Consider the following 22710-nt stretch of genomic DNA (forward strand, 5'->3'; position numbering starts at 1 on the left):
ATGGCCCGGATGACGATGATCGAGGCCGTGCGCAGCGCCATGGACGTCTCGATGGAGCGTGATGACGGTGTGGTGGTCTTCGGCGAGGATGTCGGTTATTTCGGCGGCGTCTTTCGCTGCACGCAGGGTTTGCAGGCGAAGTATGGCAAGATGCGCTGCTTCGATACGCCGATCAGCGAATCCGGCATCCTCGGTACGGCAATCGGCATGGCCGCCTACGGGTTGAAGCCCTGCGTGGAAATTCAGTTCGCCGACTACATGTACCCGGCCTATGACCAGATCACGCAGGAGGCGGCGCGTATACGCTATCGCTCCAATGGTGATTTCACCTGTCCGATCGTGGTGCGTATGCCAACCGGCGGCGGCATCTTCGGCGGGCAGACGCACAGCCAGAGCCCGGAGGCGCTTTTCACCCATGTCTGTGGGCTGAAGGTGATCGTGCCCTCCAACCCCTTTGACGCAAAGGGCCTGTTGATTGCGGCGATCGAGGATCCGGATCCCGTCATGTTCCTCGAGCCGAAGCGGCTCTATAACGGCCCCTTCGACGGCCATCACGATCGGCCGGTCACGCCCTGGTCGAAGCATGATCTCGGCGAAGTGCCGGAAGGGCATTACAAGATCCCGATCGGAAAGGCGGAGGTTCGGCGGACGGGCTCGGCAGTGACCGTGATTGCCTACGGCACCATGGTGCATGTGACGCTGGCGGCGGCCGAAGATGCCGGCATCGATGCCGAGGTGATCGACCTCAGAAGCCTGCTGCCGCTCGATCTGGAAACCATCGTGACGTCAGTTGCCAAAACCGGCCGGTGCGTCATCGTGCACGAGGCGACGCTGACCTCGGGTTTCGGCGCGGAAATCGCCGCCCTCGTGCAGGAACATTGCTTTTACAGCCTGGAAGCGCCGATCGTCCGCGTCGCCGGGTGGGACACGCCATATCCGCATGCGCAGGAATGGGATTATTTCCCTGGCCCGGACAGGGTCGGCCGCGCCCTTCACGAAGTGCTGGAGGCCTGAGATGGAATTTGTCGTGAAGATGCCGGATGTAGGAGAGGGCGTCGCCGAAGCCGAACTGGTGGAATGGTCCGTCAAGCTCGGCGACATCGTGCGCGAGGATGCGATCGTCGCCGCCGTCATGACCGATAAGGCGACCGTCGAGATACCGTCGCCTGTCACCGGAAGCGTCACTTGGCTCGCGGGCGATATCGGCGACAAGATTGCCGTCAAGGCGCCGTTGCTCAAGATCGAAGTCGCCGGCACCGCGGCGGCGGGATCTACTGCCGAAACGAAAGACAGCGATACGCGCGCTGAACCGTTGGCGAACGGCCCGGTCGTATCAGCAGACGCCGATATCGGTCGGGCACCCGAAATGGCGGCGCGCCCGCAGGTCCGCGAGGCTGAGCCGGTCGAACGCCGGCCTTCTGCTGGGAGCGCCACACGTCCATTGGCGTCGCCGGCGGTGCGGCGTCGCGCACTGGAGGCGGGCGTCGACCTTCGTCAGATCAGGGGCACAGGGCCGGCGGGGCGAATTTCCCATGAGGATCTCGATCGCCATTTGCAGGCCGATCACGCGCCGGCCTCCGGGCAGATGCAGCCGGCGAGAAAATCCGGCGTGACGGAGGTCAAGATCACGGGCTTGCGCCGACGCATTTCGGAGAAGATGGCAGTGTCGGCAAGCCGCATCCCGCACATCACCTATGTCGAGGAAGTCGACATGACGGCGCTTGAGGAACTGCGCTCAACGCTCAACCGGGAGAACAAGACTGCCGCTGCAAAACTGACCGTCCTGCCGTTTCTCATGAAGGCGATCGCACGCGCGGTCGAGGACCATCCCGTCGTCAATGCGCTCTTCGACGATGAACGCGGCGTGGTCATACGGCACGAAGCCGTCCATATCGGAATAGCGACGCAAACCGCGGCCGGTTTGACGGTGCCGGTCGTGCGGCATGTCGAGGCGCGCGGATTGCGCGATTGCGCCGACGAGCTCGCCAGCGTGGCACAGGCGGCGCGTGACGGCTCTGCGACCAGGGACATGCTGACAGGCTCCACCATCACGATCAGTTCACTCGGCGCTCTCGGTGGCCTGGTGTCGACGCCGATCATCAATCATCCCGAGGTCGCCATCATCGGCGTGAACAAGCTGCTTGTGAAACCGGTCTGGGATGGCAGCCAGTTCGTGCCCCGCAAATGCATGAACCTCTCGTCGAGCTTTGATCACCGCGTCGTCGACGGCTGGGACGCAGCGATCTTTATCCAACGCGTCAAGGCGCTGCTGGAGACCCCCGCCATGATCTTCCTGGAAGGCTGACCTTGATGAATGAAATCCATTGCAAGCTGCTTGTCGTCGGCGCCGGGCCGGGGGGCTATGTCTGCGCCATCCGTGCGGGCCAGCTCGGCGTCGACACGGTCATCGTCGAGGAGGCGAAGGCCGGCGGCACCTGCCTCAATGTCGGCTGCATCCCGTCGAAAGCGCTGATCCACGTCGCCGAAGAGTTCGACAAGATCTCTGCCTATTCCAACGGGACGCCCCTCGGCATCCGGGTTGAGAAACCTCAGATTGATCTTGCCGCCACCATCGCCTGGAAGAATGGGATCATTGGCCGCCTGAACAGTGGCGTTCAGGGCCTCCTGAGAAAAGCGAAAGTGAAGATCGTCAACGGCCATGCACGCTTCCGGGACGGCAAGACCGTCGAGGTCGAAACGGAAACCGGCTTGCAGATCATCCACGCGGCAACAGTGGTGATCGCCACCGGCTCCGTGCCGCTCGAGCTTCCCGGGCTGCCGTTCGGCGGCAACGTCATCTCCTCCACCGAGGCCCTGTCGCTTTCGGAGGTGCCGAGGCACCTGGCTGTCGTGGGCGGCGGCTATATCGGCCTTGAACTTGGCACTGCCTTTGCCAAGCTCGGGAGCCGTGTGACGATCGTCGAGGCGACCCAAAAAATTCTGCCACAATATGACGCGGAACTCACCAAGCCTCTTGCCGAACGATTGGAAAAGATCGGCGTTCGGATTGTCGTCGATGCGAAGGCAAAGAGCATGGCGAAGGATCGCAACGCCCTTGTCATCGAACGGGAGGGCGCGGAAGAGATCATTGACGTCGACAAGGTCCTTGTGACCGTCGGTCGGCGGGCGCGTCTCGAAGGCTGGGGACTTGAGGAACTCGATCTTGAGATGAACGGCCGCGCCATTCGAATTGACGAGCAATGCCGGACCTCGATGCGGGGCATCTACGCGGTCGGAGACGTCACCGGCGAACCCATGCTCGCGCATCGGGCGATGGCGCAGGGCGCCATGGTCGCCGAGATCACTGCAGGTCTCCGCCGGCGCTGGGAGGTCCGCTGCATACCAGCCATCTGCTTTACCGATCCGGAAATTGTGTCAGCTGGCTTGTCTCCACAGGAGGCCCGGGCCCAGGGCCTGGAGATCAATCAGGGACAATTCCCTTTCCACGCCAACGGCCGCGCCATGACCATGCAGGCGGAGGACGGCTTCGTCAGGGTGGTCTGCCGCGCCGACAATCACCTGATCCTCGGCATTCAGGCGGTCGGGACGGGCGTCTCAGAACTGTCCGCATCATTCGCCGAGGCCATCGAGATGGGTGCGCGGCTGGAGGACATTGCCGGCACCATTCACGCCCATCCGACACGGAGCGAAGCCTTCCAGGAGGCGGCGATGAAGGCGCTTGGACACGCGCTTCATTCCTGAGCGCAATGGCTACTCTGCCGCCGATGCCTTCTCCTCCCGGTCGAGCGTCAGCTCTGCTGTTTCATCCGCCGTCTCGGATCCGCCACGCCAGGAGCAAAGCGCCGCTATGATGTAGAGAAGCGCCGAAAAGGAGAAGGCGTAGAACAGGCCCTGCTTGAACGGCGCCGACATCAGGGCCGGGAAGAGGGATTTTCCCGTCAGCACGGCGACGCTGTCGGCGGGCAGCGACTGCAAAACAGAGGCAGGGATGAGTTCGCCCATCGGGTTATAGCCGAGGAAGGCGGCAAACAGGCTGGCGACTGGCGGCGTCGCCGCCACCTGGCGGGCGATGTCTGCCGGCACATGCCGCGCAAGCAGGCCCGCTTCCATCGATTGCGGCAGTTCCTGTGCCAATCCGGCGAGCATCAGGCTGAAAAAGAGACCGATCGACAGGACCTGGCCGGCATTGGTCGTTGTCGCCCGCATGCCGGAGGCCTGACCGCGTTCGCGTTTCGGCACGGAATTCATGATCTGTGTCGCATTCGGCGCGACAAACAGGCCTGATCCGAGACCGTTGGCAAACAACAGCGCGGCAAACAGAAGATAGGAAAAATCGGAAGGCAGGACCATCAGCGCGACGAAGCTTGCCGCGCCAAGCAGCATGCCGCCGATCGCAAACGGCAGGCCGCCGATGCGATCCGAGAAATAGCCGGCTATGGGACCGCCAAGCAGGAAGCCGGCGGTCAGCGGCAACATGAAAATTGCCGACCATAGGGGCGTCTCTTCGAAGGAATAGCCGTGCAGCGGCAGCCAGATGCCCTGCAGCCAGATGATCAGCATGAATTGCAGTCCACCACGCGCGATCGCCGATGTCAGATTGGCAATATTGCCATAAGCGAAGGCGGGAATCTGAAAGAGACGGAAATCCAGCATCGGCTTTTCGATACGTCGTTCCGCTACGATGAAGATCAGCAGCGACACAAGACCAAGGCCAAAGAGGGAGAGGACCTTCGGGCTAAGCCACGCCATGACCTGATCGCCGTAGGGCTGGATGCCGTATGTGATGGCCGTCAGAATGAGGATCAGACCGAGACCGAACGTGATGTTACCGGTCCAGTCGATCCTGTGCGAGACGCGATTGGGTATTTCGCGCAGCTTCCAATAGGCCCAGACGGTGCCGACAAGTCCGAAGGGAACGTTGATCCAGAAGACCAGCCGCCAGTTGCTGTCGGCAAGCAGGCCGCCGATCAACAGGCCGACGAATTGACCGCCAATGGCCGCAACCACGTTGATACCGAGCGCCAGGCCACGCTGATGCGCCGGAAATACATCCGTCAGGATAGCCGTCGAATTGGCCATGATGAGTGCGCCGCCGACACCTTGAAGGATGCGCACGCCGATCAGGTACATGGCTGCGAAATCGCCTTGCCCCGGCAGCAGGCTGAGCGCGATCGAGGCCGCCGTGAACACGGCAAAGCCGAGGTTATACATCTTCACGCGACCGAACTGGTCGCCGAGCCGGCCGAACGCGACGACGAGCACGGCGACCGAGATCATGTAGCCGATGATCGCCCAAAGCAGATAGTTGATGTTGCCCGGATCCAGCGCCTTGAGGCCGATGCCGCGGAAAACGGCCGGCAGGCTGATCAGCAGAATGGAGCTGTTGATGGCGGCGGCGAGCATGCCAAGGGTCGTGTTGCTGAGCGCAACCCATTTGTAACTGTCATCAGCGGGAGATTTCGATTGTGAAGCGAGCAAGGCCACGGTGCGAAACCCTATCGAATGAAGATATATGAGGATATATTCGTAAATATCTCTATACGGAGAGACTGCCGGCAAAGGCAAGCCTGCAATGGACCGATAAGGGCGCCGCTATGCCAATCGTGAAGCAAGGGATGCGGTGATGGAGCCTATGAACAGGTCAGCCGCTGCAGAAAGTCTGCGGGATACCGGGACAAGACATCCCAATGTGCTGAAGCGCCCGAGCGACTCTCGGATGGGCACGTAGGCGAGTTCGGGGTTTCGGTACCTCAGTTCACCCTCGAAGGCGGCCTGAATCGAGATCGCGGATCCTGAAGCGACAACCTCTCGCATAAACGCGTAGGAATTTGTCGTGACGACGACCCTCGGTTTGAAGCCGGCAGTCGCTTCCATGCGCGTCAGTATTCCTTCTTTGACAGCCGGATCATTGATGAGCGCCAACGGAAACTGTGCGCATTCCGCGAGCGATGTGAAGTCCTTGGCGCTGATCGGATGGCCTGCAGGCACGACGGCGTAACTCTGCATCTCGAATTCCGCCAGGACCTTCAGACCGATCAGCTGCGGTGTGTTGAAGGACAAAAGCAGATCGAACTGCAACCGTTCGTGATTGGCGAGAAGTTCAGCCTTGTCGGCGATCCGCACGTCCACTTCAATCCTCGGATTGTCTTCCAGAAACTGCCGCAGAAAGGGAGCAATGGCATCGATCGCCAGCATGTCCGGCGATCCAACGCGCACCTTGCCTCGCCGGACCTTGCGAAGATCGTCGATTTCAGCAATGCCGATGGAAACCTCGCGCATTGCGCGAGATATCCGGTAGACCAGCAACTCACCTGCCGCCGTCAGGCGCACGCCTTCACGTCCTCGCCCGCGCTGGAGGAGCGCGGTGCCCAACTGGGCCTCCAGCAGGCCGACCTGACGGTGCACTGCGGAGGATGCGATCCCAAGTTTTTCCGCCGCCTGGCGAAACGATCCCGCTTGGGACACTTCGAAGAAATATCGAATTGGCGCGGCGCTCAACGAGTTGGCGATGGATGATGGTGCGATCTTGCTCGTCTTCATATGTCAACGGGGTCTTTGCAAAAGAAGCTCGGAATGTTCTGATAATTAGAACATATCAGTATCTATTTTCTCGATTTACATCCATCCCGCAGGGCTTAGTTTCACGAAAATCGAAGATGCGAATTTCGACTGACAGGAGATCGTCCATGCAGCTTACGCGACGCAATGCTCTCAAGACCTTCGGAACCGTGGCGGCGGCATCCGTGTTGGGAGCGCCGACCGTGCTCAGGGCTGCAGACAGCGCCGTGCTTACCGTGTCGACCTGGGGCGGCATTACAGAGGACAGCATCCGCAAATATGTCCAGCCGGGTTTTGAGAAGCTCACCGGTGCCACGCTTGCGTTCGACATTGGCGGGCAGGGCGCCCGCTACAACAAGCTGCTGGCACAGCGCGCGAACCCGCCGGCGGACGTGTTCTTCTCCACCGACGAGGCAGTCGTGACGGGAACGCGTGCCGGGGTCCTGACGCCTGCTACGAAAAAGAACCTGCCGAATTTCGCGGATCTTCAGCCGTGGGCAAACACCTTAAAGTCGGACGACGACGTACACGTGGGTGGCGTCCCCTATTCACTGATCGCCTGCGCGCTGGCCTACAATCCGGAGCTCGTGAAGACGGCGCCGACGAGCTGGGAGGATCTCTGGAAGCCCGAATTCGCAGGCAGGATCGATTTCGCGTCGCCGGTCAACAGCCTGATGCCGGCCTTCGTCATCATGGCCGCGGAACTCGCCGGCGGATCAGCCACAAACGTCGATCCCGGCTTCGCCAAGCTCGCAACATTGAAGCCGGCGAAACTCTCGGTTTTTTGGACGGACTGGGCTCCGCTCAACAAGACGGGCGACGTGCTCGTGGCGACCGAATTCGACTATTATCTCGAGGCCATGAAAGACCAGAAATACGCGATCGATTACGTGTATCCGAAAGAAAAAGCGATCGCGTCGCTGGAATATGCAAGCGTCGTCAAGGGCACCAAGAAGCAGGATCTCGCCGAGGCTTTCCTCAATCTTCTGATCGATCCCAAGGTTCAGGAAGGGGTTGCGGAGCAAACATACCAGGGGCCGACGAACGCGAAGGCCAATCTTTCGGAAAAAATCGCAGCCCGTTGCGCCTACGGCCCGCGCGTGCAGCAACTGCGTTTCTTTGATCCGGTGGTGTTTGCCGACAATCGTCCTGCGTGGACCGAGCGTCTGAACCTTGAGGTCGTGCCGTCATGGGGAGCGCGTTGAGCCGTCTTGGGTCACGTTGGCTGCAGCAATGAGCATGATTGAAGCATTGACAGGCACCGGACGCGCCGCGCAACGGCCGCGTCGCATGCATTGGGTCTGGGCAATGCCGAAAGCGCCGTTGCTGCTTCTCGTACCGAGCCTTGCCGTACTGATCATCTTCCTGGTGCTCCCGTTGACAGTCATTGTCGCGGATAGCCTTGCGCCAAATCCGATCGTGCAGTTTCAGGGGCTGTCGCTTGGCAATTACACGTATCTTCTTTCGCATCGGTTTTATCTGGACGTCGTCTTTCGCTCGATCGCATGGGCGTTGATCACCACCGTTCTGGCTCTTCCGCTTGGCTATGTGGCCGCGATGATCCTCACCACGTTGACTGGTCGAATGGCGAATTTCGCGATGATGGCGTTGACATTCCCGATCCTTGCCGGGCCGCTCGTCGTCATTCTGGGCTGGATGGCGATCCTTGCGGATGGTGGCCCTCTGTTCGGGCCTCTCGTGAGGTGGGGGTTGATCGCCAAGCCCCATATGATGGGAACCGACACCGCAGTCATAACCAGCATGCTTCATTTCGTGCTGCCGTTTGTCATCCTGACACTCTATACCGCGCTAAAGCAGATTCCGGTGGCGCTCAACGAGGCCGCGCGCAATCTCGGCGCAAATGGGCTGCAGCGATTCATACATGTGACCCTTCCCCTCAGCGCTCCGGGCATCGTCTCGGCTTCGGTGATCTCGTTTTCTGTCAGTGCCAGTTCCTATGTCTCGCCATACTACATCGGCGGCGCTTCGAAACTCACACTGACGACCTTGATCTCCCAGTTCATTCTGGCGACCTACAACAGCCAACTCGCGGCGGCTGCAGCCATCCTATTGTTGCTGACGATGATCGTGACCATCGTGGTCGTGGCCATGCTTCTTCGAAGGATCGGTCGCACATGAGATTTGCCAACAAGACGCTCGCCGCGATCTATCTCGCTGCCATGTATGCATTTTTGATGGCACCCTTGCTTGTGGTCGTTGGCACGTCTTTCAACAGCGCGACAAGCTTTCCATCGCCGTTCGAGCATTTTACCCTCTCCTGGTATTCCGCCATTGCGGACCAGCCCGATTTTCTTGCCGCTGCGAAAACCAGCGCACTCGTCGCCGCGATATCCGCCGCGCTTGCAGTGGCGACGTCGTTTCTCGCGGGATATTGGCTGAGCCGGTTTGAGAGCAAACGGAAGAGCGTCGTCTCAGCCGCGCTGCTGACGCCGATGCTTGTGCCGCAGATCGTGCTGAGCCTGGCTGTCCTGCAGTTCGCAGAATGGACCGGGATTGGGACAAACCTCTTGGCGCTGATCGCTGTCCACACGGTCTACGTCATGCCATTTGCGCTTCGGCTCATACTCACAGGGCTCGCACGTTTTGATTTTGGCCTTGAGGAGGCCAGCCGGAATCTCGGCGCGGGTTGGCTCGCGACATGGCGGGAGGTGACGCTTCCTTTGTTGCGTCCCAGCATCGTGGCGGCGTTCACCTTCTCATTTATCCTTTCGTTCGTGAACCTTCCGATCTCGATGTTTCTCACCAGTCCCGAGACCGCGACGCTTCCGACCGTCATGTTCGCCTACATCGAGTCTCGCATCGACCCGATGATCGCAGCGGTCTCCACTGCAATAATCGCTATCGCGGCCGTGACCACGGTCATTCTGGAAAGATGGCTTGGAATAAGGTTGCTCGACTGATGCCGGAATTGGTTCTCTCGGGGATATCGAAACGCTTCGGCGCCTTTCAGGCCGTTGCCGATCTGGACCTTACGGTCGGGAACGGCGAGTTCGTCTGTCTGCTTGGCCCCAGCGGTTGCGGCAAGACAACGACCTTGCGGATGATTGCGGGCTTCGAGACGGCGGATCGTGGAAGCCTTCTTCTTGATGGCGTCGACATCAGCAATCGCCCTCCGAACAAGCGGGACATCGGGATGGTGTTCCAGCATTATGCGCTCTTCCCGCACAAGACGGTCGCGCAGAATGTCGCTTTCGGCCTGCTGATGCGCGGCAAATCTCGCGCCGAGCAAGACGAAGCCGTCGCCCGCACCCTCCAGCTGGTCAAGCTCGCGCATCTGGCCGATCGCTTTCCCAGACAGTTGAGCGGTGGCCAGCAGCAGCGCGTTGCGCTGGCTCGTGCACTGGCCTTCCAGCCAAGTCTGCTGCTGATGGATGAGCCGCTCAGCAATCTCGACGCCCAGCTTCGAGATGAAATGCGCGACGAAATCAAGCGCGTGCAGCAGGAAGTCGGGACGACGACGATATTCGTCACGCACGACCAGTCCGAAGCATTGGCACTGGCTGATCGGGTCGCAGTCTTTTCGGAAGGCCGCCTGCTTCAATATAGCGATCCGGCACACCTGTACGAACAACCCTCCGACAGAACGGTCGGTCGTTTCATCGGGAAGATGAATGAGCTTGAGGGCAGGGTCGTCAACACGTCGCCGGATGGGACGCTGGTGGCTTTGGCGGGTGGGGGAACCGTTCTGTGCGGACCGTCCGAATTGCCCTCGGGAACATCCGTTTCGGTGATGATCCGTTACGAAGCCCTGTCGGTCGCACCTCTCAGTGGCGGACATCGCGATGCCGGCCTGGAATGCCGGGTCTCGAGGCGAACCTATCTCGGCAGCGTGATCGAATACGAGCTCATCCTCGCCGGCAAGCCGCTGCGCGTCTGGATGCCCAACAATTCGACCGCTTCCCGGCTCAGCATCGGCGATAGCACCACCATCTTCTTCAACCCGTCAGACGCGCTGCTCTTTGCCGTTTGAAGCCGATCCAGTGTGAGGAACATATGACGGAAGCAGTCAGACAAGGCCAGTTGAAGCTTGGCGCGCTCTTTCATCCGACGGGAAACCATGTTGCGTCCTGGCTCCATCCGGAAGCGCAAATTGATGCCGGATCCAACTTCCGTCACTACGCCGAACTGGCGCAAACGGCCGAGCGCGGCAAGTTCGACACCCTCTTCCTGGCAGACGCCCTGGCAATCCGCGATGGCGACCCGGATGTGATGAAGCGTTGGCCGCAGTATATGTCGTATTTCGAGCCCGTCACTCTTCTGTCCGCGCTGGCGGTGGTTACCGAGCACATTGGCCTGATTGCCACCTCGACCACCAGCTACAACGAACCCTTCCATGTCGCGCGCCGCTATGCCTCGCTTGATCATATCAGCGGCGGTCGCGCGGGCTGGAATGTCGTAACCTCCACAAATCCCAGGGAACCGGTGAATTTCGGGCGGGACGCTCATTTCGGCCACGCGGAGCGGTATAAGCGGGCAAAGGAATTCGTCGAGGTCGTCTGCGGGCTATGGGACAGTTGGGACGACGATGCCTTTGTCCGCGACAGAGGAACCGCCACCTATTTCAATCCGTCGGGCCTCCATCCGCTCCATCATCACGGCGATTTTTTCAACGTCGAAGGCCCGCTGAACATTGCCCGGCCGCCGCAGGGCTACCCTGTTATTGCGCAGGCGGGCTCGTCGGAAGACGGCAAGGAACTGGCTGCGGAGACGGCGGAAATCGTCTTCTCCGCCCAGACCCGGCTTGAGGCTGCGGTCGCCTTCTACCAGGACCTCAAGGGGCGGATGGCGAAGTTCGGGCGAAAGCCGGAGGAACTCAAAATCCTTCCGGGCCTCAATCCGATTATAGGCCGCACCGAAGCGGAAGCCCGGGAGAAACATGAATACCTGCAGTCCCTGATCCATCCGAGCGTCGGGGCTATGTTGCTTTCGGCGGAGTTGGGCATCGACCTGACCGGCTTGCCCGTCGACGAGCCGGTGCCGGATGAGCTCATACCCTCGGACACGAATGCAAGCAAAAGCGGCCTGAAGATCATGGTGGACATGATCCGCCATGAAAGACTGACCATCCGCCAGATGTATCTGCGATACGCCGGGGCGAGAGGTCAAAGGACGATTGTGGGAACGCCGGAGCAAATTGCCAATGACATGGCATCTTGGTACCGGGCCCATGCCGTCGATGGTTTTCTTATCCAGCCTGCGACTCTCCCCGGCGGGCTCAACGATTTTGTCGACGGGGTCGTGCCTATTCTGCAGGAGATGGGTGTGTTTCGCCGTGAATATGAAGGCGACACTTTGCGCGAAAATCTGGGTCTCAAACGACCCGCCGGCAGATATGCGCAATCGGTATGACAGCGATCACCGCAGATCACGCAAGTGCCTGATACCGGAAGCAGCACCAATGCAGTCGCAGCCCGTCGAGCATCAAAAATCGGAGGAAGCCCTGAGAGCCGGCTTTCGCAACGCAATGGCGCGGCTTGGCGCAGCGGTAAACATCGTCACGACCGACGGACCGGGCGGGCGAACCGGCTTTGCCGCGACCGCTGTCTGCAGCGTCAGCGACGCGCCGCCGAGCCTGCTGGTCTGCGTCAACAGGGCGTCATCGGCCTATGCTCCCGTCATCCGAAATGGACTTCTTTGCGTCAACGTTGCCAGTGGTCATCACCAGCCGCTGTGTCAGCTCTTTGGTGGCAAAACAGCGGCGGAGGATCGCTTCAGGCTCGGTTCCTGGTCAACACTGGCGACCGGATGCCCGGGCCTTGATGACGCATTGGAAGCCTTTGACTGCAGGGTAGGTTCCTGCATACCGAGCGGCAGCCATAACATTCTCATCTGTGACGTTCTTGCCATGAAATCCCGAACCGAGGGTCGCGGACTTATCTATTTCGACCGCGCATATCATAACATCGCCGGTTCAAGCGTAACGTGACGACGGCGCGTCGTGATCCTGTCCAGCGAGCGCAGATCTCCGGCGTTGATGGTGACCTTGCGCTGTCCCGACTGACCTAAAGCTGTGTCGCGGACCTGAGTGCGAGCCTCTACCGCATTCTGTGGGTGATAAGGCGCTGTGAGCGGCTGAGCGATTGCGCGGTCTCGATGACAAGCGGGGCGAACCGCTCGCGGAATGCCTCGACGCCCCAGTCGCCGGTCGAGGCGGCAATGTGAACGGCGGCGATGGGCCTGCCATTGGCGTCGATGACGGCGGCGCCGATGGTGATTTCGCCGAGGACCATTTCCTCGACGGCCAGGCCATAGCCTTGCTCCCCCGCCTCCTCGACCTTTCGCATGATTGTCTCAGGGTCGGTGATGGTCTTGGCGGTCTTGGCCCTAAGGTCCGACCTCGACAGGATGGAGGACACTTCATGGGCGGGAAGCTGCGCGAGAATTGCCCGGCCGCCGGAGGTGCAGAAAACCGGGATGCGGCGGCCGATGAGCGAGCCGTCGAAATATTCCCGCTTGGTCTGCTGGCGAATGACGTAGATCGTCGTCGTATCGTCGTAGAGCGAGAGATTGGCCCGTTCGCCGCAGGAATTGCGGAGATCGACAAGCGCCGGTGTTGCGAGTTCGATCAGCGCGTTCGATCGCAGATAATAAAAGGAGAGATCGAGAACCGGCTTGCCGAGGCGGAAACGCCGGGTTCGTTCGTCCTTTTCCAGATAGCCGAGCTGCCAAAGCGTATGCGTAAAGCGCTGGGTGGCGCTTTTGTCGAGACCCGTGAGATCAGCGATTTCCATCAGGCTCAGATCGGTGATCGTCTGCCCGAAAGCCTCCAGAACGCGAAAGGCCTTCGCAACCGATGCGACATGCAATGGGTCACCGCGCTCCGACACGTCAGTGTTTGACATCGTCTCCCTCCCAAATTATAATTTTAAGTATTGCAATACAATACCAAAAACTAAGATGCAAGAGTGAGTGGGAACAGAGATGAGCAGCAGCATGAACACGACATCCAATCATTTCGCCGAGGCCGACAGTCCATCCCATATGGAAAGCTGGCGGGCCGTCAGTGCCGCGATCGCCGGCAATATTCTCGAATGGTATGATTTCGCGATCTACGGTTACGTCGCGACGATCATTGCCCGAAACTTCTTCCCAAGCGGCGACGAAGTCGGTGCCCTCCTGGCGACGTTCGCCACTTTCGGCATCGGCTTCGTCGCCAGACCGTTGGGCGGGATCATCATCGGCCGCATGGGCGACACGAAGGGACGAAAGGCAGCGCTGCTGCTGACGATCTTCCTGATGGCGATCGGCACGATCGGCATCGGCCTTATTCCCACCTATAGCTCGATCGGACTGTTTGCGCCGCTGCTGCTGTTGATCTGCCGCCTGATGCAGGGCTTTGCGGCCGGCGGCGAATGGGGCGGTGCGACAGCCTTCATCGTCGAATGGGCGCCACAGAACCGGCGCGGCTTCTTCGGCAGCTTCCAGCAGGCAAGTGTTGCCGGCGGATTGCTGATCGGCTCGGCCGTTGCGGCCATCTGCAGCACGGTTCTGTCAGGCGACCAGATGGAATCCTGGGGATGGCGCATTCCCTTCCTTCTCGGCATCCTGCTCGTGCCCGTCGGCATGTATATGCGCAGCGATATCGAGGAAACGCCGATCTATCGTGCCGCCAAGGACGTTGTGACCGCGTCTGAAACGCCCGGCTGGATCCTGGCCGCGAAGGCGTTCGGCTTCACAATCCTCTGGACCGTGTCCTACTATGTCATCCTCTACTACATGCCGACCTTCACCGAAAAATATGCCGGCCTCTCCCGCACGTCTTCGCTCTGGTCGAACACGATCGGCCTGGTCATGCTTGTCGTCGCCATTCCGCTCCTTGGCCTGCTCTCCGACAAGATCGGCCGCAAGCCGCTCCTGATCGGCTGCTGCGTCGCCTTTGCCGTCCTGACCTACCCGTTGTTTTCCGTCATGCTGTCGGGTGCATCCCTGCCGACCGTCATCACTGTCCAGCTGATCTTCGGCTTGATGATCGCGATGTTCTCCGGACCGGGGCCTGCGGCAATCGCCGAGATCTTCCCGACGAGCACGCGCTCGACCTGGATGTCGACCGGCTATAGTCTCGCGACCAGCATTTTCGGCGGCTTCGCACCCTTCATCGCGACCTGGCTGATCAGCCGAACAGGCTCCCCGATCTCGCCGACCTATTACCTCATCGCCGCTGCGATCGCCTCGGTGATTGTGATTGCCACGCTGAAGGAAACCGCCCACAGCGAGCTGCGCTAGCAATTTTGACCGGCGCCTTTCCTCAGAGGTGCCGGTCGATCGAATTTGCATAGTGTCAAATGAGAAAGACGATGAGCATGCTCGATTTTCAGGGAAAGACGGTCGCGATCAGCGGTGCGGCGCTTGGTTTGGGTCGGGCGATCGCGATCCGCTTTGCAGCTGCCGGCGCGAGAGTATTCGGCTGTGACATCAGCGATCCCGAGCCTCCGTTTGAAGGTAATATCGTCCTCGACAAGGTCGATCTCCTCGATCGCAAGGCGGGTGCGAAATGGATCGCGGATATCGAAGCGCGGACCGGCCGTGGCATCGACATCCTCGTCTGCAACGCTGGCGGCGTGGCCGGTCAGTTGAAAAAGCCCTTCGAGGATGTTGGCGACGAGGAGTGGGATCGGGTTGTCGACATCAATCTCGGCGCTGCCTTCGCGCTCTGCCGCGCGGTCGTCCCGGCCATGAAGCAACAGAAATCGGGGGCCATCGTGACGATCACCTCGGGCGCCGCCCTGCAGGCGTCCCTGACCGGTGTGCAGGCCTATTGTGCTTCCAAGCATGCGATGCTCGGCCTGACCCGGCAGCTTGCCCATGAGCTCGGTCCCTTCGGTATCCGCGTCAACAGCGTTGCGCCCGGCTTCGTTCATACGACATCGACCGATCGGCAATGGGCCTCCTATAGTGCCGATCGTCAGGCTGAGATCGTTCAGGCGGTGGCGCTGAAGCGCCTCGGCACGCCCGACGAAATCGCCAGGGCCGTGATGTTCTTCGCCTCCGATCTGGCGAGCTTCGTCAATGGCCAGGTTCTGTCGGTCGACGGCGGCAAATAGAGATCATCAAGGAAAGGATTGTCCCTCATGAGCAACGACGGCGATAAGCTTGGCGAACCCTGGCAGTGGGAAGAGGCGCATTGGCGCAAGCTCGTCAATCAGGCCCGGGCGGGCCGGCGGCTGGCGCCGGCCAAATGGAAGAACGACGCGCGCTGCGCGGTCGCTCTTTCCTTCGATTCCGACCACGAAACCAATGAGTTGCGGGATGGCGGCAAGTCGATCAGCCGCATGTCCTGGGGCCAGTATGGCAACCGCGTCGGTGTTCCACGCGTTCTCGATCTCCTGAAGCGCCATGACATCAAGGCAAGCTTCTATGTGCCGGCCGTCGCAGCGCTCCTGCATCCCGACGAGCAGCGGCGTGTGATTGCCGAAGGCCACGAGATCGGCATTCACGGCTGGATCCACGAGCTGAATTCGGTGCTGCCCTATGATGTCGAGCGCGATCTGATGTTCCGCTCGACGGACACGCTGGAAAAGATCACCGGCGTTCGGCCGGTCGGTCTCAGAACGCCGTCCTGGGACTTCAGCCCGCATACGCTGCGCATCGAAACCGAGCTCGGCCTTCTCTACGATTCCTCGCTGATGGCCGATGAGGATTGCTACGAACTCGTCATGGACGGCACGCCGACTGGCATCGTCGAGGTTCCGGTCGAGTGGGTCCGCGACGACGCCGTCTATTTCATGATGCATCGCTTCCAGTCGCTGCGTCCCTATACGCCGCCGAAAGACGTGCTCGACATCTTCCTGCGCGAATTCGATGCCGCCTACGAGGCGGGCGGCCTCTTCCAGCTCACCATGCATCCGCACATCATCACGGCGCGCTCCAGGATCTGGATTCTTGAGGAGGTGATCCGGCACGCCAAGGCAAAGGGCGATGTCTGGTTCGCGACCCACGCCGAAGTCGCGCAATACGTCAAGGAATCCTGATTGCGAAGGAGCGCCACCGCGCTCCGACCGCCCGCAGGCAAATCCTCGCCGATGCAAACATAACCGGTGGCCGTGTGGCCGCCGCGCATCTGCCCGAAATCTTCTTTACGGGAGGCACGCCATTGAGCGTCGAACGACCGACCTATCAAACCCAGAACTGGCTCGTCAGCAAACCGCATGCTGAGGGCAAGCATGGTATCGTGGTTTCGCAAAGCCGTGATGCCGCCATGGCCGGTGCGGCCATTCTGGAAGCCGGCGGCAATGCGGCCGACGCCGCCGTGGCGGCCTGCTTTGCGCTTGCCGCCGTCGAGCCCTGGAACAGCGGTCTTGGAGGCGTCGGCTTTGCGCTGGTTCTGCCGGCGGGAGAAAAGCAGGCCAAGGTCGTCGATTTCGGACCGATCGCACCGCGTCGCGCCGACCCGTCCGACTATCCGTTGACCGGCGCGGTCAAACAGGACCTTTTCACCTGGCCGGAGGTCGAGGGCGACCGCAATATTCACGGACCTCTATCCTTCTGCATACCGTCGGCCGTCGCAGGCTATGCCAAGCTCAAGGAGACATTCGGTACCGACATGCCGGTCAGCGACCTGCTGCAGCCCGCCATCGGCCTTGCCAAGCGCGGCCTTCCGCAGGATTGGTACACGACCTTGAAGGTGGCCTCCTCGGCCTCCGTCCTGCGCCTCTATTCCGAAAGCGCGCGCATCTATCTGCCGAACGGTCTTCCGCCCGTGCCGCCTTACCAGGGGGTGCCGGGCTTCTTCAGACTTGGCGGCCTTCAGCAAACCCTGGAGCGGCTGGCCGCATCCGGTCTCGACGATTTCTATTCCGGCTCGATCGCTGCCGATCTTGCCGGTGACATCGCCGAACTCGGCGGTGTCGTCGATGCGCAGGACCTTTCCGGCTACCGCGCCGCGGTGCGCGATGCGCCTGGTATCGATTGGCGTGGAACGCATACTGTTCATACCGCCGGCGGCCTGACGGCCGCGCCAACGCTCGCGCAGGTCATTGCCGGCATGACGCATGCCGATCTTGCCGGCGAACAACCGGGACCCGAGTGGTTTGCGCGCCTTTCAAGGGTAATGCAGGACGCCTATGCAAACCGACTGGAGGGTCTCGGAGCCTCCGAGATGGCGACGGAGCCCGGCGATACCTGCACCACGCACCTCACCGTCGTTGACGGCGAAGGCAATCTGGTCGCCGTCACCACGACGCTGCTGTCGTCGATGGGCAGCCGCGTCGTGCTGCCGTCGACGGGCGTCCTGATGAACAACGGCATGATGTGGTTCGATCCGCGGCCGGGTAGCGCCAATGCGATCAAGCCGGGCGCACGTCCCCTCTGCAACATGTGCCCGGTTATCGTCACGCCCAAGGACGGAAGCTGGCCGCGCATGGCCGCCGGCGCCTCCGGAGGGCGGCGGATTCTCGCCAGCATCTACCAGATGCTGGCTTTCACGCTCGACTTCGGGCTTGATCTCGCCGATGTCACCCATCTGCCGCGGATCGACGTGTCAGGCCCTGATGGCGTCAACGCCGATCGGCGATTGCCGGATGCGGTCCTGTCCGCACTTAATGAAACGGGCCCGCTGTCGATCGTCGAACACAGCGTCCTGCCGATCAATTTCGCCTGTCCCAACATGATCATCGTCGATCAAAGCGGTGCGGTCGGCTGCAGCGATGTGATATCCCCGTGGTCGGCGGCAATTGCAGCCGATATTGCAAACTGACATCGAAGCCCAAGCCGCGCTGCTGGGCAGGGCTTGGCAATCGCCGCACGGGATTGGATAGAGACATGATGATCCGCTTAGACACGATCGAAACCCCTGCCATTCTCCTGGATCGCACCGTACTGGAGCGAAACATGGCATTGGTGCACCGATCGTTAGCGGTTACGCTTTATGGAGCGGCGATCGAAACAACGCCCAGTCACCGCTATGCCTTTCAAACACAATGCTGCCCGCCGTCATCGTATCGGCAAGATGAAGTTCAAGGTGACGAACTGGGCAGAATACGAAGCCGGCCTTCGCCGTCGCGGCAGTCTGACGTTTTGGATAACACCGGAAGCGTTGTCGTCCTGGCAGGCGCCGAAGCGGACGACACGCGGCGGCCAGCCTCGCTATTCTGAACTGGCGATTGAGACCGCCTTGATGCTGGGCCTGGTGTTCGGCCTGCGTCTGCGACAGACGGAGGGCTTGCTGGTGTCGGCGCTCAAATTGATGGGGTTGGATCTCGCCGTGTCCGATCACACCACGCTGAGCCGGCGGGCACGGACATGGCGATCGATGAACAGGCCAAATGGTCGTAGCATTGCGAAAACGGGACCAGTCCACATCATCATCGACAGCACAGGGCTCGAAGTCTATGGTGCCGGCCAGTGGCTAGGGGAGAAGCACGGTGCTAAATCCCGTCGGCGCTGGCGCAAATTGCACCTTGCGCTGGACGCCGCCACCGGCGAAATCATCGCTCAAAACATGACCGATCAGAATGCGGGCGACGCCTCACAGGTCGAACCGCTGCTCAATGAGATCGATCGACCGATTAGCCAGTTCACGACCGACGGCGCCTATGATGGTGAACCGACCTATGATGCCGTCGGTCGGCATAGCGGCCGATGCTGTCGTCGTCATTCCACCTCGATCAAACGCGATCGACGGCTCGCAAACGGGGATCGCCAGTCAGCGAGACCGACACATCGAAGCGATCAAGGCCCACGGTCGGATGAAATGGCAAGCAACGACCGGCTATGGCAAGCGCTCGCTGGTCGAGACCGCCATCGGCCGATACAAATCGATCATCGGACACCGACTACGGGCACGCTCATTCAGCGCGCAACAGACCGAGGTCGCCATCGGCTGCGCCGCCCTCAATCGCATGCTCGCATGCGCTCGCCCGAATTCCGTCCGCTGCCAAGCAGCAAAGGCATAGCGTCTGCTTCAAAGACAGAAAGTCGTTCCCGTTGTGACCCATGCACCAACGCCGTTCGGCAGTCGTACCTTTGCCGGCGCAAACGCGCTCACCGTGATCCTCTATGGTGGCCTGGGTGCTGCGATCTTCATGCTGCCCTTCTCGATGATCAGGGCGCATCACTATAGTTCAATCGCCGGGGGCTTGGCCTTTCTGCCCCTGTCGCTCATCCTCGGCCTTGGATCACGGCTGTCCGGAAGCCTGGCCGACAGGGTCGGCAAGCGGCTGCCGCTGACGATCGGCCCCCTCATTGCCGGCGTCGGGTTTGCGACCCTGGCGCTATTGGCAGACGGGGAAACGTACGTGACGACGTTTCTGCCGGGACTGGTCATCGTCGGGGTAGGAATGACGCTTGCGGTGCCAGCCCTGACCACCGCAGTGTTTGATTCCACCTCCGACAGCGACAGTGGCGCGACGTCGGGTATCAACAATGCTGCGGCGAGAACGGGAGGCCTGCTCGCCACCGCCGCACTCGGTATTGCCTTTGGCGATGACCGGATGGCAGCGATGTCGGTCGAGGTGTTGACCAGTGCCTATACCAGCGTGATGTGGTGTGCGGCGGTGGCATCTGCTGCAAGCGCAGTGATCGCGTTCGGTACAAAATCAAAGGACGATTCCTCGCATGGAAAAGCGCGTTGATCTTGCTTTGACGACTGTGGTCAGGGAGGTCATTGGGTAAGTCAACGCGAACAAATATTGTGGCCTCTTACGAAGCGATTATGGGATCCGCCGCGATGTCAGCGAAGCGTGGAGAGCAAATCCTTAAGTGATGGTGACGCGCGCGTGGCTCTAAACGAAAAGTTGAAAATAAAGTGCCATTTCCCGTCAGAAATTACGGTGGCGTCACCCCGTTGCTATAAGCTAGGAAGATGATTCAGACGGAGTTTTGCCTTTGATGAAATCGAGCCTCGAGCATCTGCCGGAACAGAAGCAGCGGGAACTCGCGCGCGTCGTCGAGATCATTCACGAGGAGTTCGAGGATGCGCTGAAGGGTGGCGAGGCGGAATTCAAGAAGAGGGGGCGGATCTGGAAGATCATCCTGTTTGGTTCCTATGCCCGCGGAACCTGGGTCGAGGAGCCGCACACGACGAAAGGCTACCGATCCGATTACGATATCCTGATCATCGTCAACACCAAGAAGCTGACGGATCCGGAGTATTGGGACGCGACCAGGAGTCGACTGATGCACAGTGGACTCAAGACGCCGGTAGGCATCATTGTCCACTCGCGGCGCGAGGTTGGCGATCGTCTTCACCTAGGTCAGCCCTTTTTCTCAGACATCCGCCGCGACGGGATTGTTCTCTACGAACTTGATGACGTGCCTCTTCCACAGCCGAAGCCAATGTCACCTGCCGAAGAGTATCAAGTTGCGAGGGGGCATTTCGATGCACGATACCCCGAAGCTGTCATGATGCTTAAGACATCGCAGTGGCAAAAACTTCAGCCAGAGGAGAACAGTTTCAAGTCTGCATCGTTTAGTCTTCATCAGGCGATTGAACAGGCTTATTCGACCGTCCTTCTTACTCTTACAAATTATTCGCCAGCGTCTCACAACATCAGCTTTCTACGCGCCCTCAGTGAGGACCGAGATCGGCGCTTGGCGGACGCGTGGCCTCGGGACCGGCAGCGCTTTATCGCTTGGTTCAATCTGATCAATGAGGCCTACGTTAAAGCACGGTATTCGCCCCACTACGAGATTAGCCAAGAGGCTTTAATCTGGCTCGGAGAGCGGACAACTGAGCTGCACCAACTCGTGGCGACAATTTGTGAAGAACATCTGGCAAGCTTGAAGTCACAGCTTTAATTGTGAAGCGATTCCAGTGATAGTTTCTGAATTATTGAGTATAGATTCAGCGCGTATGGTTATCAATTCGGGATGGCCGTAATACATTTTGTGTTCTGTAAGTAGTTTTTCCATATTAATGGCTACGAATATTACTGACCATCGATAACCAGTACTTATCGATGGTTAGCGAACTAACTCCCAATCATACCATGTGACGAACCTGAATATTGAGATAGAGTTCGTTTAGCAAATCATTTACTATAATTTCAATGGCTTACGATCTCGCGAAAATCAGCATGACAGCCCTGATGGAGCCGGCTTTTCGCGCCGGCATCGAACTGGCGCGTTTGGACGAGCGTATCGCCCGTTCGCCGGTTGGTCCGGGCTGGATCGAGCGCGCACAGTTTACCGATGCGTGCGCCTCGCTGTGGATCGACGGCGAGCTGGTGCATCTCGAAGACCTCGTCCTCCACGACGATATCAGAGATATTCGCACACCCACCCATGAGCTGACAATCGCCCGCGACGTGCTGCGCACCCGCCGGCGGATCGCCGCCCAACTTCCCGGCTGGGCATTGTCGGCTGACGGCGTCCGCACTCTCAGAAAAACCGCAGAGATTACTTCGGCCGACACGGAAGAGGTGCAGGCGTACGGTGCCATCCGGCGCGCCGTCGCGGACGATCGGGAAGGGGAGGGGGACGATGTCGACGACATCGAAAACCTTCCTGGCGTCGACTATGCCGCCATCGACGCGGTTCTGGCCCGATCGGAGGCGGCAATCGAGAATGCAACACGACCCAGGCGCGACGGCGGCCGAGAAAGAGACCCAATAATCTACGACCTCGACTGGGACGAGGATGCGCGGCTCGACGAATGGCGCAGCGTGGTGCACCAGGCCGAAAGCCTACCGGCAGTGTTGCAGGCGATCGTCGCCCTCGATGCCTGGAATGAGCTGGCCGTGCTGCAGCATGCGCCTTGGCTCGGCCGGCTGCTGGCGGCATCGATCCTGCGCCAGGCCGGCGTCACGTCAGGTGCCCATCTCGCCGCCATCAATCTCGGCCTCAAAACCATTCCGGTCGATCGACGCCGGCATCGCGACCGCGAAACCCGGCTGCGGGCCATCGCCCAAGGGTTTTTGGCGGCCGCGGAGATCGGCATAAAAGAGCATGACCGACTGACACTGGCGAAAACGATGATGGACCGAAAACTGGAAGGACGGCGAACCTCTTCAAAATTGCCGGAGCTGGCCGAGCTGGTGATGGCGAAACCGCTGGTGTCGGCCGGGATGGTGGCCAACACGCTCGACGTCACGCCGCAGGCGGCGCGGCGGATTGTTTTGGAGCTCGGCCTCAGGGAGATGACGGGGAGGGGGAGGTTTCGGGCATGGGGGGTGCTGTAGCCAGATGCTTTGGGTTTCTTCGCGATCATCGGCGATCAGATATCAGCGATGATCG

At 60.3% G+C, this 22710-nt stretch carries 20 protein-coding genes and 1 pseudogene; 18 read left to right on the forward strand and 3 right to left on the reverse strand.

The features are described from left to right. From EV561_RS25125 to lpdA, 3 genes are read left to right on the forward strand one after another with little or no spacing between them, the layout of a single operon-like run. Positions 1 to 1014: an alpha-ketoacid dehydrogenase subunit beta gene (locus tag EV561_RS25125; RefSeq protein ID WP_132525597.1), complete on the forward strand. Its 1014-nt coding sequence runs from the start codon at positions 1 to 3 to the stop codon at positions 1012 to 1014. Position 1015: 1 nt separating this feature from the next. Further along, positions 1016 to 2305 carry a dihydrolipoamide acetyltransferase family protein gene (locus tag EV561_RS25130; RefSeq protein WP_132525599.1) on the forward strand — a complete coding sequence of 430 codons (1290 nt, stop codon included), beginning with the start codon at positions 1016 to 1018 and terminating at the stop codon, positions 2303 to 2305. Between the two features lie 5 nt (positions 2306 to 2310). Continuing rightward, a complete protein-coding gene (gene lpdA / locus EV561_RS25135; RefSeq protein ID WP_132525601.1) occupies positions 2311 to 3702 on the forward strand; it encodes a dihydrolipoyl dehydrogenase in 1392 nt (463 codons plus the stop codon). A 9-nt stretch (positions 3703 to 3711) separates the two neighbouring features. Here the strand turns inward: lpdA and EV561_RS25140 are convergent, their stop codons facing one another. Then, positions 3712 to 5445: an MFS transporter gene (locus EV561_RS25140; protein WP_207910588.1), complete on the reverse strand. Its 1734-nt coding sequence runs from the start codon at positions 5443 to 5445 to the stop codon at positions 3712 to 3714. A gap of 108 nt (positions 5446 to 5553) precedes the next feature. Further along, complete coding sequence (locus EV561_RS25145; RefSeq protein ID WP_132525603.1) at positions 5554 to 6501, reverse strand: LysR family transcriptional regulator; 948 nt, start codon at positions 6499 to 6501, stop codon at positions 5554 to 5556. A gap of 146 nt (positions 6502 to 6647) precedes the next feature. On the opposite strand from EV561_RS25145, the gene EV561_RS25150 reads away from it, so the two are divergent. Genes EV561_RS25150 through EV561_RS25175 form a run of 6 tightly spaced genes read left to right on the forward strand, consistent with a single transcriptional unit; the run spans position 6648 to position 12466 of the window. Next, positions 6648 to 7724, forward strand: coding sequence for an ABC transporter substrate-binding protein (locus EV561_RS25150; protein WP_165927908.1), 1077 nt, complete (start codon positions 6648 to 6650; stop codon positions 7722 to 7724). 28 nt (positions 7725 to 7752) lie between these two features. Next, positions 7753 to 8658: an ABC transporter permease gene (locus EV561_RS25155; protein WP_132525614.1), complete on the forward strand. Its 906-nt coding sequence runs from the start codon at positions 7753 to 7755 to the stop codon at positions 8656 to 8658. Continuing rightward, positions 8655 to 9440, forward strand: coding sequence for an ABC transporter permease (locus EV561_RS25160; RefSeq protein ID WP_132525616.1), 786 nt, complete (start codon positions 8655 to 8657; stop codon positions 9438 to 9440). The genes EV561_RS25155 and EV561_RS25160 overlap by 4 nt, the downstream gene beginning before the upstream one ends. Next, the gene (locus tag EV561_RS25165; RefSeq protein WP_132525618.1) at positions 9440 to 10510 is read left to right on the forward strand and encodes an ABC transporter ATP-binding protein; all 1071 of its coding nucleotides are present in this window, start codon (positions 9440 to 9442) and stop codon (positions 10508 to 10510) included. The genes EV561_RS25160 and EV561_RS25165 overlap by 1 nt, the downstream gene beginning before the upstream one ends. A gap of 23 nt (positions 10511 to 10533) precedes the next feature. Beyond that, complete coding sequence (locus EV561_RS25170) at positions 10534 to 11889, forward strand: LLM class flavin-dependent oxidoreductase (RefSeq protein WP_132525620.1); 1356 nt, start codon at positions 10534 to 10536, stop codon at positions 11887 to 11889. Between the two features lie 49 nt (positions 11890 to 11938). Next, positions 11939 to 12466 carry a flavin reductase gene (locus EV561_RS25175; RefSeq protein ID WP_132525622.1) on the forward strand — a complete coding sequence of 176 codons (528 nt, stop codon included), beginning with the start codon at positions 11939 to 11941 and terminating at the stop codon, positions 12464 to 12466. A gap of 109 nt (positions 12467 to 12575) precedes the next feature. Here EV561_RS25175 and EV561_RS25180 read toward each other — a convergent pair whose 3' ends face one another. Next, positions 12576 to 13382 carry an IclR family transcriptional regulator gene (locus EV561_RS25180; protein WP_132525624.1) on the reverse strand — a complete coding sequence of 269 codons (807 nt, stop codon included), beginning with the start codon at positions 13380 to 13382 and terminating at the stop codon, positions 12576 to 12578. A 91-nt stretch (positions 13383 to 13473) separates the two neighbouring features. Between EV561_RS25180 and EV561_RS25185 the strand changes: the two genes are divergently transcribed. The 9 genes and pseudogenes from EV561_RS25185 to EV561_RS25220 all read left to right on the forward strand — a co-directional run bounded on the left by EV561_RS25185 (position 13474) and on the right by EV561_RS25220 (position 22655). Further along, positions 13474 to 14763 (forward strand): MFS transporter, encoded by a 1290-nt coding sequence (locus EV561_RS25185; protein WP_207910589.1) that lies wholly within the window; start codon positions 13474 to 13476, stop codon positions 14761 to 14763. A 71-nt stretch (positions 14764 to 14834) separates the two neighbouring features. Beyond that, complete coding sequence (locus EV561_RS25190) at positions 14835 to 15581, forward strand: SDR family NAD(P)-dependent oxidoreductase (protein ID WP_245512908.1); 747 nt, start codon at positions 14835 to 14837, stop codon at positions 15579 to 15581. 27 nt (positions 15582 to 15608) lie between these two features. Further along, positions 15609 to 16508, forward strand: coding sequence for a polysaccharide deacetylase (locus EV561_RS25195; RefSeq protein WP_132525628.1), 900 nt, complete (start codon positions 15609 to 15611; stop codon positions 16506 to 16508). Between the two features lie 122 nt (positions 16509 to 16630). After that, a complete protein-coding gene (locus tag EV561_RS25200; RefSeq protein ID WP_207910590.1) occupies positions 16631 to 18232 on the forward strand; it encodes a gamma-glutamyltransferase in 1602 nt (533 codons plus the stop codon). A gap of 65 nt (positions 18233 to 18297) precedes the next feature. Further along, complete coding sequence (locus EV561_RS37950) at positions 18298 to 18630, forward strand: hypothetical protein (protein ID WP_245512914.1); 333 nt, start codon at positions 18298 to 18300, stop codon at positions 18628 to 18630. Continuing rightward, positions 18545 to 19430 (forward strand): annotated as a pseudogene (locus EV561_RS25205) (IS5 family transposase). The gene EV561_RS37950 and the pseudogene EV561_RS25205 overlap by 86 nt, the downstream one beginning before the upstream one ends. A 33-nt stretch (positions 19431 to 19463) precedes the next feature. Next, complete coding sequence (locus EV561_RS25210) at positions 19464 to 20108, forward strand: MFS transporter (protein WP_165927909.1); 645 nt, start codon at positions 19464 to 19466, stop codon at positions 20106 to 20108. A gap of 256 nt (positions 20109 to 20364) precedes the next feature. Beyond that, on the forward strand, positions 20365 to 21273 hold the full coding sequence (locus tag EV561_RS25215) for a nucleotidyltransferase and HEPN domain-containing protein (RefSeq protein WP_132525632.1): 909 nt from the start codon (positions 20365 to 20367) through the stop codon (positions 21271 to 21273). Positions 21274 to 21524: 251 nt separating this feature from the next. Continuing rightward, complete coding sequence (locus EV561_RS25220) at positions 21525 to 22655, forward strand: RHE_PE00001 family protein (RefSeq protein ID WP_165927910.1); 1131 nt, start codon at positions 21525 to 21527, stop codon at positions 22653 to 22655. Positions 22656 to 22710: the final 55 nt, after the last annotated feature.

It is taken from the genome of Rhizobium sp. BK376 (assembly GCF_004341625.1).
Taxonomy (GTDB): Bacteria; Pseudomonadota; Alphaproteobacteria; order Rhizobiales; family Rhizobiaceae; genus Rhizobium.